The organism is Pseudomonas sp. D3-27 (assembly GCF_051132165.1).
GTDB lineage: Bacteria > Pseudomonadota > Gammaproteobacteria > Pseudomonadales > Pseudomonadaceae > Aquipseudomonas.
Window position 1 is genome coordinate 5,582,123 of sequence record NZ_CP071667.1, and the last position, 14,867, is coordinate 5,596,989.

The following is a 14,867-nucleotide window of genomic DNA, read 5'->3' on the forward strand; positions in this document are numbered from 1 at the left end:
GATGTCCGCTGCTACCCATCCCGTTGCGCCCACTCCATCCGTCCGCCCCGTGCTTTGCATCCTGCGCTGACCTGACCGGTTCGCCTTTGCCCGCCGCGCCACGCCTGGAGTATTTCCCATGCTGACTTTCCTTGGCTTTGCCATGGTCATCACGTTCATGTTCCTGATCATGACCAAGCGCCTTTCCGCGCTGATCGCCTTGATCATCATCCCGATCCTGTTCGCCCTGTTCGGCGGTTTTGCACCGAAGATCGGCCCGATGATGCTCGAAGGCATCACCAAGCTCGCCCCTACCGGGGTGATGCTGATGTTTGCGATTCTCTATTTCGCCCTGATGATCGACTCCGGCCTGTTCGACCCGGCCGTGCGCAAGATCCTCAAGCTGGTCAAGGGCGACCCGTTGAAAGTTTCGGTCGGTACCGCCGTTCTGGCGCTCGTCGTTTCCCTTGATGGTGACGGCGCGACCACTTACATGATCTGCGTGGCCGCGATGCTGCCGCTCTACAGCCGCATCGGCATGAGTCCAAGGATCATGGCTGGCCTGATCATCCTCGCCGGCGGCGTGATGAACATGACCCCCTGGGGCGGCCCAACCGCCCGGGCGGCCAGTGCGCTGCATGTGGATCCGTCCGACATCTTCGTGCCGATGATTCCCGCCATGTTGGCCGGCGTCGTGGCGATCCTGGCGATTGCCTACATGTACGGCAAACGCGAGCGTGCGCGCCTGGGTGAATTGCACCTGGCGGGCGACGAAATGGACCACAGCGAAATCAGCGTTTCCCAGTTCCCGGACGCCCGCCGTCCGAAGCTGATCTGGTTCAACGGCGCGCTGACCCTGGTCTTGATGTGCACCCTGATCGCCGGCCTGTTGCCGCTGCCCGTGCTGTTCATGGTGGCGTTCAGTATTGCGATGATCGTCAACTATCCGTGCCTGCAGCAGCAGAAGGACCGCGTTGCGGCCCACGCCGGCAGCGTCCTGGCGGTGGTCGGGCTGATTTTCGCGGCGGGGATCTTCACCGGCATCCTGTCCGGCACCGGCATGGTCGACGCCATGTCCAAGAGCCTGCTGGCGGTCATCCCGGACTTCCTCGGCCCGTACCTGGCGGTCATCACCGCGCTGGTGAGCATGCCGTTCACTTTCTTCATGTCGAACGATGCATTTTATTACGGGGTGTTACCAGTTCTGGCGGAAGCGGCCAGCCATTACGGCATCACTGGCGTCGAAATGGCCCGTGCCTCCATCGTTGGCCAGCCCGTCCACCTGCTGAGCCCGCTGGTTCCGTCGACTTACCTGCTGGTAGCCTTGGCCGGTATCGAATTCGGCGATCACCAGCGCTTCACCTTGAAGTGGGCAGTACTGGTTTGCCTGTGCATAATGTTCGCCGCCTTGCTGATGGGGATTTTTCCGCTGTTCAGCACTCTATAAAAGCAATGCCCGCTGCGTCGCCCCTATCGGTCAACCGAAGGCGCGGCGCGGCCTAACACTCGCTCAAAGGAACTCACATGGAATGGCTGACCAACCCGGAAATATGGGTTGCCTTCTTTACCCTGACCGCCCTGGAAATTGTCCTGGGCATCGATAACATCATCATGATCTCGATCCTGGTCAGCCGCATGCCCAAGCACATGCAGGCGCGCACCCGGATTTTCGGCCTGGCGCTGGCGATGATCACGCGGATCCTGTTGCTGCTGTCGATCACCTGGGTCATGCGCCTGACCGCCGATCTGTTCGAAGTGTTCGGCCAGGGCATCTCCGGTCGTGACCTGATCCTGTTCTTCGGTGGCTTGTTCCTGCTGTGGAAAAGCTCCCAGGAGATGTACCACGCGCTGGAAGGCGAGGAAGAAAGCAGCGATGAGCCGTCGGTCAAGGGTGGCAACTTCATCTACACCATCATCCAGATCGCAATCATCGACATCGTGTTCTCCCTGGACTCGGTCATCACCGCGGTGGGCATGGTTTCCCATGTACCGGTCATGGTGGCGGCAATCATCGTTGCCGTCCTGGTGATGATGCTGGCTTCGGGCACCATCAGCACGTTCATCGACAAGCACCCGTCGCTGAAGATGCTGGCGCTGTCGTTCCTGCTGGTGGTCGGTACCGTGCTGATCGCCGAATCGTTCGACGTGCACGTGCCCAAGGGCTACGTCTACTTCGCCATGGCGTTCTCGCTGGCAGTGGAAGCGATCAACATCAAGATGCGCACAGCGATTGCTCGCAAGCGCAAGCAACAGGATCCGGTGAAACTGCGCAAGGATGTCCCGGGTCAGTAAAGATGTAGGGCAGTGAAACGAAGGGGCTCTTGTGAGCCCCTTTTTCATGCCTGCAAAAAACGCTCGAATGCAAAACCTGTGGGAGCGAGCTTGCTCGCGAAAGCGATCGCCTGGAACAAAGATTTTGGATGTGCTGCCGCCATCGCGAGCAGGCTCGCTCCTACAGGGGGCGGGGTGTTTTCGAGGAAACTGTTTTATGACAGTTTTGTTTCAAACCCATCTTCAGCTGTGCAATGCTGGCGCCCGGACCATTCGGCAACTACAGCTTAAGTACAAGAAGTAAAACGATGTGGCACCGTCAATTTGTCCATCTGGGACGCTAACAGGGGGCTCCTCATGCTGACCCTGCTGAATCTACTTTCCGCCGTGGCCTTGCTGATCTGGGGCACGCATATCGTCCGGACCGGCATCTTGCGGGTCTACGGCTCGAACCTGCGCCATGTCATTGGCCAGAACATGTCCAGGCGCTGGCTGGCGTTCATCGCCGGCATCATGGTCACGGCCATGGTCCAGAGCAGCAATGCCACGGCGATGCTCGTCACTTCCTTCGTCGGCCAGGGCCTGATGGCATTGACCCCTGCCCTGGCGACCATGCTCGGTGCGGACGTCGGCACCGCATTGATGGCCCGGGTGCTGACCCTGGACCTGTCGTGGCTGTCGCCGCTGCTGATCTTCCTCGGAGTGATTTTTTTCCTCTCGCGCAAACAGACCCGCGTCGGCCAGATGGGCCGGGTCTCCATCGGCCTGGGCCTGATCATCCTGGCCCTGCAATTGATTGTCGAAGCCGCCGCGCCGATCACCCAGGCCCAGGGCGTGAAGGTGATTTTCGCCTCGTTGACCGGCGACATCCTGCTCGATGCCTTGGTGGGTGCGCTGTTCGCAATGATTTCCTATTCCAGCCTGGCGGCGGTTTTGCTGACCGCGACCCTCGCCGGCGCTGCGGTGATCAGCTTGCCAGTCGCCATCGGCCTGGTGATCGGTGCCAATATCGGCAGCGGCGTGCTGGCGTTCCTCAGCACCAGCATGCAGAACGCCGCCGGACGCCAGGTGGCGCTGGGCAGCCTGTTGTACAAGCTGATCGGCCTGCTGCTGATCATTCCGGTACTCGACCCACTGGTGGGCTGGCTGGACGGCCTGGATTTCAGCCCGCAGGAAACCGTCATTGGCTTTCATTTGCTCTATAACACCGTGCGTTGCCTGGTGCTGTTGCCCAGCGTCGGACCGATGGCCAGGCTCTGTGCCTGGCTGCTGCCGGAACGACCGCAAGCCAATGGCAAAGCCACGTCACGGCACCTGGACCCCGCCGCCCTCGCCACACCAAGCCTGGCGCTGGCGAACGCTGCGCGGGAAACCCTGCGCATTGGTGACCTGATCGAAAACATGCTCGAGGCCATGCTCGGCGTGCTACGAGGCGAGCAAACGGCGATCACTCAACAACTGCGCAGCATGAGCGATGACGTCGAAGCGCTGTGCAGCGCCATCAAGCTCTACATGGCGCAAATGCCTCGTGAAGATCTCAGTGAACAGGACAGTCGCCGCTGGGCGGAAATCATCGAGCTGGCGATCAACCTCAAACTGGCCAGTGACCTCATCGAACGCATGTTGCGCAAGGTCCAGCAGCAGAAGACCTCCCAACGCCGCTCGTTCTCTGACGTGGGCCTGGAAGAGTTGGCGGGGCTGCACAGCCATCTGATCGCTAACCTGCGCCTGGGATTGTCGGTCTTCCTCAGTGCCGATCGGGAAAGTGCTCGCCAATTGCTGCGCGAGAAACGGCGCTTTCGCGCGCAGGAACGACGGATGGCCCACGCCCATGTCAGCCGCTTGCAGCGCAAAGTCGTGCAAAGCCTTGAGACGAGTTCCCTTCACTTGGAACTGATCGCCGACATGCGGCGCTTGAATTCGTTGTTCTGCGGCAGCGCCTATGTGGTGCTGGAAACATCCGAGATCGGCGCCCTGTCCGCCGATGAAATGTCCGACATCACCCATTCGCCTTGAACGACTGGCGTCTCGGCCAGTCAACAAGTGTGTCCCCGGACCATGGATTTACAAGCCGCCAGGAAGCCCGCCATGCGTTGTCTGCTACTCGTCCTGCTTTTGTTCGGTTCCCTACCCGTCGTTGCCCAGGATCGCTTCCAGGTCGAGGGATATACGTTGCCCAACGGCATGCAGTTGTTGCTCAAGCCCGGCACGGAACGTGGACATGTGGCGATTCGGTTGGTGGTCGGCGTGGGCCTCGATGATTTCAGCTGCGCCGACAAGGAACTGCCACACCTGCTCGAACATGTGCTGTTCAGCGGCGTCGACGATACCGGCGAGGGCGGCCTGGAAGAGCGCATGCAGGCGCTGGGTGGCGAATGGAACGCCTTCACCAGCAACGCCGACACGACGTTTGTCATCGAGGCGCCAACGCGCAATCAACGCAAAGTCCTGGACTTGTTGCTGGCATTGCTGACCCGTACCCGAATTGACGCAAAGAATCTGGAAGCGGCCAAACGGGTGGTAGAGCGCGAGGATGGCGGCCATTACACCCATCTGCAACGCTGGCTCGACCGCCAGGACCTGGGCCACAAAGCCAGCAACCAACTGGCCGTGGAACTGGGCTTGCGTTGTGCGGAACGGGCCGAGGTCGAACGCTTTACCGTCGCCCAACTGGAACAGGTGCGCAAGGCTTGGTACGCGCCCAATAACATGACGTTGATCGTCGTAGGTGACCTCGATCGATTGCTGCCGGCCTATCTGGAACGCGCCTTCGGCGAGCTCGAACCGGTCGAACCCAGCGTCCATGAACCGCTGGCGCAGATCCGCTACAGCGCGGTGACCAAGCGCAACCTGATTCGTGGGCTGGTCGGCGACAGCGCCAAGCTTCACTGGCTGTTCCCGGAGCCGGTGCTGGAGCAACAACATGATGAAACCTTCGACCTGCTCAAGGATTACCTGGATTGGGCGCTCTACCGGCAACTGCGCCTGGCTGACGGCCTGTCCTATGGCCCGTGGGTGGAGCGGGACGTCTTCGGCGGCGTCGGTTTCCTGAGCCTCAACGCCGACCTGGCCCGCGAGGACCTGCCCCCGGCCGAACACGCGCTCGAGACGCTGCGCAACACGTTGTTGAGGGACGGCCTGGACCCCGAGAGTTTCGTGCGGATAAAGCGTGCCGCCATTGCCCATCAGTCCTGGGCCGTCCAAGGCAACAGCGCACTGGCCGACTATTACTGGAGCGCCCTGGGCGACTACGAAGACGGCCGCTTCGCCAACCCAGCCGAGCGCCTGCAGGCAGTCAGCCTGGAACAGGCCAACCTGGCCCTGCGTGAGCTGCTCAAGGACCCAGGCTATTTGCGCATCGAGAAGCCGCTGCTCAGCGATGACGAACTTGTCTGGACACTCGGCGGGTTGGTGGCGGTTCTGCTGGGGCTGGTGGCCTGGCTGATACGGCGCAGGCATCGACGGGACCCGGAATGAATTCACAGTGGTACCCTGTCAGGGATTTTTCCTACGACTTAGCGTGAACCTGCCGAATGCCGAACCTGACTCATTTAATCCAGCGCATTATCGAACTGATGAAGCGCTACCCAGGGGTCATCGCGCTCGGCGGCTTCATTTCCGGGGTCGGCAGTTTCATGCTGGTGGATCGCCAGCAAGGCCTGGCGACCTGGATCGCCATCATGATGCTGGTGAGCTGGCTCTGGCTGATGCTGGAGAACAGCCTGACCCGGTTGTTCACACGGATTTTCAAACGGGAAATTCCCCAGCCGCTGTTGCGTTACGCCACGCAAATGATTCATCAGGAAAGCCTGTTTTTTGTCTTGCCGTTTTTCTTCATCACCACCACCTGGAACAGCAGCCAACTGATCTTCACTGGCCTGCTCGCGGCGGCGGCATTGGTCTCGATCACCGACCCCCTGTATTACAAATGGCTGGCGCCGCGGCGATGGGCTTTTCTGGCGTTGCACACCCTGACGCTGTTCGCGGCGTTGCTGACCGCGCTGCCAGTGATCCTGCACCTGACCACCGACCAGAGCTTCAAGCTGGCACTGGGCATCGCCATGCTGTTGTCATTCCCGAGCCTGGCTTCGATCTTTCCGATCCGTACTGTGCGCAACGCCCTGGCCATCCTGTGCATCACCTTTGGCATTGGTGCCGCCGGTTGGGTGCTGCGCTCCTGGGTACCGCCCGCCACGCTCTGGATGACCGAGGTGGCGATCAGCACCCAAGTGGAAGATCGCACGCCTGGCGCCAGCCTCAAGGAAGTCAGCGCCGCCCAGATTCGCAGCAATGGCCTGTACGCCTACACCGCCATCAATGGGCCGCGAGGCCTGGACGAGCGGATCTACCATGTCTGGCAATTCAACGGCAAAGAAGTGGACCGCATCGCTTTGGACATTCACGGAGGGCGCAAGGAAGGCTATCGCGCCTGGACCCACAAGCAGAATTTCCCCGGCGACCCGACAGGCAAATGGCAAGTGCGGGTGCTGACCGAGAATGGCCAGATGATCGGCGTGCTGCGGTTCAAGGTGACGGAATAAAGGGCTCGTCAGGCCCTATCGCGAGCAGGCTCGCTTGCACAGGTCAGCCAAAGAACCAGTAACAAACCCCGATCGCCGCCACCACACCGGCCAGCTCCGCCAGCAGGGCACAACCCACCGCATGGCGCGCTCGCTGGATGCCCACCGCGCCGAAATAGACCGCCAGCACATAGAAAGTGGTTTCGGTGCTGCCCTGGATCGTCGCCGCCACCAGGGCAGGGAAGCTGTCTACCCCAGAGGTCTTCATGGTTTCGATCAGCATCGCCCGGGCGGCGCTGCCGGAAAACGGCTTGACCATGGCAGTGGGCAACGCATCGACGAAACGCGTGTCCCAGCCAGCCCACTGGGCCAGGTGCCGAATACCGTCCAGGCCGAAATCCAGCGCTCCGGAAGCCCGCAGCACACCGACGGCACACAGCATCGCCACCAGGTACGGCAGCAGGTTCTTGGCAACATCGAACCCTTCCTTGGCGCCTTCAACGAAGGTTTCGTACACCTTGACCTTGCGCAGCGCGCCCACCGCCAGGAACAGGATGATCAAGCCAAACAAAGTCAGGTTCCCGAGGATCGAAGACAGCCCCGCCAGCGCCGTGGCCGAAAGCGTGGCCAGCAGCGCCATGAAGCCGCCCAGCGCCAGCGCGCCCGGGACCAGGTAGGCGAGGACCACCGGATCCCACAGGCGCAGACGCTGCATGAATGCCACGGACAGCAGCCCCATCAGGGTCGAGGCACTGGTGGCGAGCAGGATCGGCAAGAACACCAGGGTCGGGTCCGGCGCGCCTTGCTGGGCGCGGTACATGAAGATGGTCACCGGCAGCAGGGTCAGCGACGATGCATTGAGCACCAGAAACAGAATTTGCGCATTGCTGGCGATGGTCGGGCTGGGATTCAGATCCTGCAGGGCGCGCATGGCCTTGAGGCCGATGGGCGTGGCGGCGTTGTCCAGGCCCAGGCCATTGGCCGCGAAATTGAGGGTGATCAGGCCAATCGCCGGGTGACCGGCTGGGACTTCCGGCATCAAACGAAGAAACAGCGGCCCGAGGGCCTTGGCGAGCCAGTCGACGATGCCGGCTTTTTCAGCGATGCGCAGGAACCCCAGCCAAAGGGTCAGGGTGCCGAACAACAGGACCATGACTTCCACCGACAGCTTGGCCATGGCAAAGATGCTTTCCACCATGGCGGCGAAGATCCCGGCGTTGCCGCCAATCAGCCACTGCGCCAGTGCGGACACGGCTGCCACGATAAAGAAGCCAAGCCACAGGCCATTGAGCATCGGTTAAGTCCCCCGGAAGATGCGGCGAATGATAGCGGGGCTGGCCGAAACGACAAACCCCGGATTTCTCCGGGGTCTGGTTGGCTTGATGTTGCATGTGCCGCCACCATCGCGAGCAGACTCGCTCCCACAATGATTGAGTGATCTCTGTGGGAGCGAGCCTGCTCGCGATGGGACCTTAAGGCATGCCTCAGCGGCTGGAAGTTTCCCCTGCCGGCAACGGCTCCTTGCTGCGCCAGTGCGGCAAAGAATTCCAGTAGCGCTGGCCCTTGGCATCGTCGTACATGCCTTCCCAACGGGAAATGACCAACACGGCCAAGGCGTTTCCGATCACGTTCAGCGCCGTACGGGCCATGTCCATGATGCGGTCGACACCGGCGATGAACGCCAGGCCTTCCAGTGGAATGCCAACGCTGCCCAGTGTGGCCAGCAGCACCACGAAGGACACGCCCGGCACACCAGCGATGCCCTTGGAGGTCACCATCAAGGTCAATACCAGCATCAACTGCTGGCCGATGGACAGGTCGATGCCATAGAGCTGGGCGATGAAGATCGCGGCGATGCTCTGGTACAGCGTCGAACCGTCAAGGTTGAACGAGTAGCCGGTAGGCACCACGAAACTGCAGATAGCCTTTGGCGCCCCATACGCTTCCATCTTTTCGATAACCCGCGGCAACACCGTTTCGGAACTGGCGGTGGAGTAGGCCAGCACCAGCTCATCCTTGAAGATGCGCATCAGCTTGATCACCGAGAAGCCGAACACCCGAGCGATCAGGCCCAGCACCACGAAGGCGAAGAAGGCGATGGCGACATAAACCAGGATCACCAGCTTCGCCAGCGGCAACAGGGAAGCGAAACCGAAGTTGGCCACCGTCACGGCGATCAGGGCGAACACACCGATCGGCGCGTACTTCATGATCATGTGGGTGACTTTGAACATGCTCTCCGACACGCCCTGGAACATCTTCACCAGAGGATCGCGCAGGTCCGATTGCAGGCTGGACAAACCAAGGCCGAACAGGACGGAGAAGAAGATGATCGGCAACATTTCGCCGCGAGCGACGGCCGCGAAAATGTTCGACGGGATCAGGTTGAGGATCGTCTGGACAAACGCATGCTCATGCTGGACCTCGGCCGCCGTGGCCTGGTACTTGGAGATATCCACCGTACCCAGGGTGCTCATGTCGATGCCGTTGCCCGGCTGGAAGAAATTCGCCAAGAGCAGGCCGACGACGATGGCGATGGTGGTCACGATCTCGAAATAGACGATGGTCTTGAAGCCGATCCGCCCGAGTTTCTTGGCGTCGCCTACGCCGGCGATGCCAACGATCAGCGAGGAGATCACGATGGGAATCACGATCATCTTGATCAGACGGATAAAGATATCGCCTGCCGGTTGCAGCACGTTGCTGATCCACCAGGCCTTTTCGGCACTGAAATGGTTGAGCAGCGCGCCGATTGCAATCCCGAGCACCAGACCGATGAGGATTTGCCAGGCGAGGCTTAGTTTTGCCTTCTTCATATCATTACCCTTACTTCAGTTTGACTCGGACAGCCACATCAACGGACCGCCAGACGGCGGTTCGAACCCATGCCGCTGTCCCGTATAAGGTCACCCTGAGCGCCAAAGGCAGCTCACCAGCAGGCGAAAAAAGGCGCAACTATTGCGATGCAAGGGGGGATCGTCTAATGCCGTAAACGCCTACCCTATGCCGAATCGGCATGAGTTTTACAAAACGAAACGTGCGTCCCAAACAGTTCGAATACGCCATTGGAGCAGGCAAAAGTGCCGTGATGCGGCCATTTAAGCGTAGCCGGGCGTTATTCGGATTGCTTGGAAAGACGATGGATGGAGCGGGTCGAAGCTCCGGTCGGAGACAAGAACCCTGGCACTCATTCTCCGATATACGGTAACGGTTCGAGCGCGTGGGGAACAAACAGGACAATGTGTCGCGGCCGGATGGCGGATATTGGCGCAAGAGCAGCGAGACGCTCTAGCGTGGGGATAAGCTCTACGCAAGTCCGCCAAGCCGTCACGACTTCGCGAACTTGCGTCGCAGCTTTTACCTGACCCGGCCCTTTCGCAGGCACCCCTTGTGCCCGTAGGTCACTCCGACCCTGTATGGTCAGAACGTCCCAGCCCCCTGGTCATGCTTCGGCCCTCCTCGGGCTTCGCAGAGAGAAAAGCAGCGTTGCTCTTCCCGCTTCAAGAAATCAGTACCAGTTAGGATCTTTCTTGAGCTGTTCCATTAACAGTTCTTGCATACCTTCATCGGGATTGCCAAGAAAGCGATAGTCCGCGTGACGGGTCGGCGACTTATCGGCCGGCAGGCCTGCGGGCACCTCCACCAACAGGGCATAAGCTTCGTCTTTATCGAAGCTGAAGGCGACGAACAGGCGTTTGCTCTTGCAAGTGGCCTGAGTCTCGCACAACGGCCCGACCAGATACTTGTCGCCGTCCTCTTCGACCGCGTTCATTTGCTCTGCATCGCCCGTCAGGTTCATCACCCATTCGGGCAGACGTTCTTCCTTCTTGACGACCTGCTGCCAAGTCTCGCGATATTGCGTGTCCGACTGCAGCAATTGGTTGACCCGCATTTGACCGTCGTTGGCAGCCATTGCCATGGCACTGCCGCCCAACAGCAGGGCGGCGGCCAGTCCTTTAAGAGTCACGCTCATGTCAGCCTCGGCCACGACGGCCAAAGAAGAACGATGCGATGAACATCACCAGGAACACGACAAAGAGAATCTTGGCGATGCCCGTGGCGGTGCCTGCGATACCACCGAAGCCCAATACAGCGGCGATGATGGCAATAATCAGGAAGGTAATAGCCCAGCTCAACATGGTGATTCTCCTTACGCTTTTCTATTTAGTAACGAATCTGGCAATGATGGTTCCGGTGCAACGGACGACCGGTTCGAATCAGAACACCCAGCGCTCTTCACGAGGCATTTCCGAGAGAGGCTGCGCCTGATCAACTTCCATCATCCGCATCGAAGCGGATTCCTGCGCCAGCGTACTGGCGGCACTGAAATGGGTTTGCGGGGCACGGTAGGTGGATACCAGTGGAGCTTCCGGCTTCTGGCTTTCATGCCAGAGCATCAATTGCTGACCCGCCACGAGCGTGACCAGCAACGCGACAAAAGCCCACAGCCCCTGCTGGATATGCAGGCGGGTAATGCGAAATTGGGCGGCAACTTGACGATTCATCCTGAAACTCCTCCCCACCCTAGCGGTGATCTGGTTGAGGCGCCCTCAGCGCCACGTTGACCAGAACATTGCAGCTGGCATGCCAGATTTTTTATGACAATAAAACCCTTTTAAATCAAAGAGTTAGGAAGACAGCAACCATTCGCGGGAGCGCATCCTGCACGATGGGCCTGGCGAGCGTCGTGCGTTATGCACGAATTGAGATGAAGGTCTGTGGCCGATTTCTTTTTTGAATTGCGGGTCGGAAACGGATGTCGGAATGAGCGAGCCGAACCGTTGTCGCCGGCAGCGCTAAAAATTGGCCGAAAATCAGTCTTTTAGACGAAGGAGGTCCACAGATTCCGATTCGGTGGGTAATATTCGATCAGAATGGACCATGCAACTTGCCCGATTTTTCTGACACTAATCATCATCATTCATTAAGGAGCGTAGGAAAGATGGAATCCGCCACCGAGCATCAAGGCCGCATTCTGCTGGTAGACGACGAGTCCGCCATCCTGCGTACCTTCCGTTATTGCCTGGAAGACGAGGGCTATAGCGTCGCTACCGCCAACAGTGCCGCACAGGCCGAAGCCTTGCTGCAACGCCAGGTATTCGACTTGTGCTTCCTGGACCTGCGACTGGGCGAAGACAACGGTCTCGACGTATTGGGACAGATGCGAATCCAGGCACCCTGGATGCGCGTCGTTATCGTGACCGCTCATTCCGCCGTGGACACGGCCGTCGACGCGATCCAGGCCGGCGCCGCCGATTATCTGGTCAAGCCTTGCAGCCCGGACCAACTGCGGCTGGCGACCGCCAAGCAACTGGAGGTACGCCAACTGTCCGCCAGGCTCGAAGCCCTGGAAGGAGAAATGCGTAAGCCTAAGGACGGCCTGGACTCCCACAGCCCAGCGATGAAGGTTGTCCTCGAAACCGCTCGGCAGGTTGCCAGCACGGACGCCAATATCCTGATCCTCGGCGAGTCCGGCACCGGGAAGGGCGAACTGGCGCGGGCGATCCACGGCTGGAGCAAGCGCGCGAAGAAGTCCTGCGTCACCATCAACTGCCCATCGCTGACCACCGAGCTGATGGAAAGCGAGTTGTTCGGCCACAGCCGCGGCGCGTTCACGGGTGCCAGCGAAAGCACGCTGGGGCGGGTCAACCAAGCGGACGGCGGCACGCTGTTTCTTGACGAAATTGGCGATTTTCCCCTCGCATTGCAGCCAAAATTGCTGCGTTTCATCCAAGACAAGGAATACGAGCGGGTTGGCGATCCGGTGACCCGACGTGCCGACGTCCGCATCCTCGCCGCCACCAACCTCAATCTGGAGGACATGGTGCGCGATGGACGGTTTCGCGAGGACCTCTTGTACCGCCTGAACGTCATTACCCTGCACCTGCCACCCCTGCGCGAACGCGCCGAGGACATCCTGACCCTCGCCGATCGCTTCCTGGCGCGCTTCGTCAAAGAATACGCCCGTCCGGCACGGGGCTTCAGCGATGAGGCACGCGAAGCGCTGCTAGGCTACCGCTGGCCGGGCAACATTCGCGAGCTGCGCAACGTGGTCGAGCGCGCCAGCATCATCTGCCCTCAGGAGAAGGTTGAAATCAGTCACTTGGGCATGGCCGAGCAACCGATCAACAACGCTCCGCGTATCGGTGCCGCGCTGAGTCTCGACGAACTGGAGAAGGCGCACATCGGTGCAGTGCTCGCCACTGCCGACACCCTTGACCAGGCCGCCAAGACCCTGGGCATCGACGCGTCCACGCTGTATCGCAAACGCAAGCAATACAACCTGTGAGCAGCACCTTATGAAACTGGCGATGAAGCTGCGCACACGGTTGTTCCTCAGCATTTCGGCGCTGATCACAGTGGCGCTGCTAGGGCTGTTGCTGGGACTGGTCAGCGTAATGCAGATGGCCAACACCCAAGAACAATCCGTTCGCGACAACTTCGTGCTGCTGGACCTGGGCCTCAAGCTCCGTCAGACACTGGGCGACCAGTTGATGATCATGCTCGACGAAACCCCCAACCTGGCGGCGCTGGAAGCGTCCAAGCGCCAGTATTTCGAGTTGCTGGACGAAGGCATCGCTCAGGAACAGCGATCGGACGAACCCGCCAGCAGCTTCAGCCGCGCCAGAGCCGACTACATCAGCTTTCTCGCGGCTTTCGATGCTTCTCTGCAGCAACCCAAACATCTTGCCAACATTCAGGCGCTCACCGATAAGTTCAACGTATTGCGTGGAGGCTTGATCGAGGGCTATCGCCATGCCCTGAACAAAATCAGCGAAACCCAGGACCGCGCCCGCGAACGTGCCCTATTGATTTCAGGCCTGCTGGGGCTGGTGGGGCTGGCGGTGCTGATCATCGGCTTCGTGACGGCCCATGGCATCGCCCGGCGCTTTGGCGCGCCGATCGAGGCGTTGGTCGCGGCGGCTGACGATATAGGTCAAGGCAATTTCGAAGTGACGCTGCCAATCTCCTCGGCGGCGGAGCTGAACTTGCTGAGCCGGCGCTTCGGCATCATGGCCCAGGCGCTGCGCGAACATCAGGCGACCAATGTGGAGGAGCTACTCGCCGGCCAGCAACGCCTGCAAGCGGTACTCGACAGCATTGACGATGGCTTGTTGATGATTGACCGCCAAGGTCGGCTCGAGCATCTCAACCCCGTGGCGCAACGCCAATTGGGCTGGGACCAGGAGCGACTGGGACAAGGGCTCGGGGAAGCGCTTGGACGGGTCGAGCTGGACGACGAGTTGCAGCTGGTCCTGCGCGGCGGCACACAAGAGCGGGCGCCGGACGACCTGAGCATCGAAGTCGATGGCGAGTCGCGTGTGCTGACCTACAGCCTCACGCCGGTCATCCATACCCAAGGGCAGATTCTCGGCGCGGTGATGGTGCTGCATGACGTCACCGAGCAACGCGCCTTCGAACGGGTGCGCAGTGAATTCGTCCTGCGGGCCTCCCACGAATTGCGCACCCCCGTGACGGGCATGCACATGGCCTTCGGACTGCTGCAGGAGCGCATGCATTTTCCTCGAGAGTCCCGTGAAGCGGATCTACTCAATACCGTCAACGAAGAAATGCAGCGGTTGATGCAGCTCATCAATGACTTGCTCAACTTCTCTCGCTACCAGAACGGCTTGCAGAAACTCACCCTGGCGCCATGCTCCATCGAGGAGCTGTTGGAAGCCGCCAGGATGCGCTTTGCCGCACAAGCGCAAGCGAAAGGTATCGAATTACTCGTCGAGATCCAGGGTCCGCTGCCGCGCCTGCATGCCGATGCGGCGCAACTGGACCGAGTGCTGGACAACCTCATCGATAACGCGATGCGCCACACCAACGATGACGGCCAGATCCGATTGCAAGCCCGACGCCACGGCGAGCGGGTAATCATCAGCGTCGAAGATAACGGCGAGGGGATTGCTTATGGCCAGCAAGGACGGATCTTCGAACCCTTCGTCCAGGTTGGGCGCAAAAAGGGCGGCGCCGGCCTCGGCCTGGCCCTGTGCAAGGAGATCGTCCAGCTTCACGGTGGACGCATGGGCGTGTACTCAAGGCCAGGGCAGGGCACCCAGTTCTACATGGCCCTGACGGTCTGAGGGCGCT

The 14,867-nt window shown here is 60.2% G+C and carries 12 protein-coding genes; 7 read left to right on the top strand and 5 right to left on the bottom strand.

What is annotated here, in order from left to right:
* Positions 1-118: 118 nt before the first annotated feature.
* From J3P92_RS25005 to J3P92_RS25025, 5 genes are all read left to right on the top strand, one after another.
* On the top strand, positions 119-1,426 hold the full coding sequence (locus tag J3P92_RS25005) for a CitMHS family transporter (protein WP_039593443.1): 1,308 nt from the start codon (positions 119-121) through the stop codon (positions 1,424-1,426).
* A gap of 77 nt (positions 1,427-1,503) precedes the next feature.
* Positions 1,504-2,271: a TerC family protein gene (locus J3P92_RS25010; RefSeq protein WP_420766007.1), complete on the top strand. Its 768-nt coding sequence runs from the start codon at positions 1,504-1,506 to the stop codon at positions 2,269-2,271.
* Between the two features lie 336 nt (positions 2,272-2,607).
* Positions 2,608-4,266: a Na/Pi cotransporter family protein gene (locus J3P92_RS25015; protein ID WP_420766008.1), complete on the top strand. Its 1,659-nt coding sequence runs from the start codon at positions 2,608-2,610 to the stop codon at positions 4,264-4,266.
* A 72-nt stretch (positions 4,267-4,338) separates the two neighbouring features.
* A complete protein-coding gene (locus J3P92_RS25020; RefSeq protein ID WP_434649471.1) occupies positions 4,339-5,727 on the top strand; it encodes a M16 family metallopeptidase in 1,389 nt (462 codons plus the stop codon).
* Between the two features lie 56 nt (positions 5,728-5,783).
* Positions 5,784-6,791 (top strand): DUF5924 family protein, encoded by a 1,008-nt coding sequence (locus J3P92_RS25025; protein WP_434649472.1) that lies wholly within the window; start codon positions 5,784-5,786, stop codon positions 6,789-6,791.
* 43 nt (positions 6,792-6,834) lie between these two features.
* Here the strand turns inward: J3P92_RS25025 and J3P92_RS25030 are convergent, their stop codons facing one another.
* The 5 genes from J3P92_RS25030 to J3P92_RS25050 form a co-directional block, all read right to left on the bottom strand.
* Positions 6,835-8,064: a nucleoside recognition domain-containing protein gene (locus J3P92_RS25030; protein ID WP_434561440.1), complete on the bottom strand. Its 1,230-nt coding sequence runs from the start codon at positions 8,062-8,064 to the stop codon at positions 6,835-6,837.
* A 190-nt stretch (positions 8,065-8,254) separates the two neighbouring features.
* Positions 8,255-9,586: a glutamate/aspartate:proton symporter GltP gene (gene gltP / locus J3P92_RS25035; RefSeq protein ID WP_420766012.1), complete on the bottom strand. Its 1,332-nt coding sequence runs from the start codon at positions 9,584-9,586 to the stop codon at positions 8,255-8,257.
* A 692-nt stretch (positions 9,587-10,278) separates the two neighbouring features.
* Positions 10,279-10,743: an inhibitor of vertebrate lysozyme family protein gene (locus tag J3P92_RS25040; protein WP_434608645.1), complete on the bottom strand. Its 465-nt coding sequence runs from the start codon at positions 10,741-10,743 to the stop codon at positions 10,279-10,281.
* 1 nt (position 10,744) lies between these two features.
* The gene (locus J3P92_RS25045) at positions 10,745-10,909 is read right to left on the bottom strand and encodes a DUF1328 domain-containing protein (protein WP_003177151.1); all 165 of its coding nucleotides are present in this window, start codon (positions 10,907-10,909) and stop codon (positions 10,745-10,747) included.
* Positions 10,910-10,987: 78 nt separating this feature from the next.
* Entirely contained in the window at positions 10,988-11,275 is a 288-nt protein-coding gene (locus J3P92_RS25050) for a hypothetical protein (RefSeq protein WP_420766014.1), read from the bottom strand.
* 437 nt (positions 11,276-11,712) lie between these two features.
* On the opposite strand from J3P92_RS25050, the gene algB reads away from it, so the two are divergent.
* Positions 11,713-13,059, top strand: a complete 1,347-nt coding sequence (gene algB / locus J3P92_RS25055; protein ID WP_420766015.1) for a sigma-54-dependent response regulator transcription factor AlgB — start codon at positions 11,713-11,715, stop codon at positions 13,057-13,059.
* A 10-nt stretch (positions 13,060-13,069) separates the two neighbouring features.
* A complete protein-coding gene (locus tag J3P92_RS25060) occupies positions 13,070-14,860 on the top strand; it encodes an ATP-binding protein (protein ID WP_434649474.1) in 1,791 nt (596 codons plus the stop codon).
* The last annotated feature ends 7 nt before the right edge of the window (positions 14,861-14,867 follow it).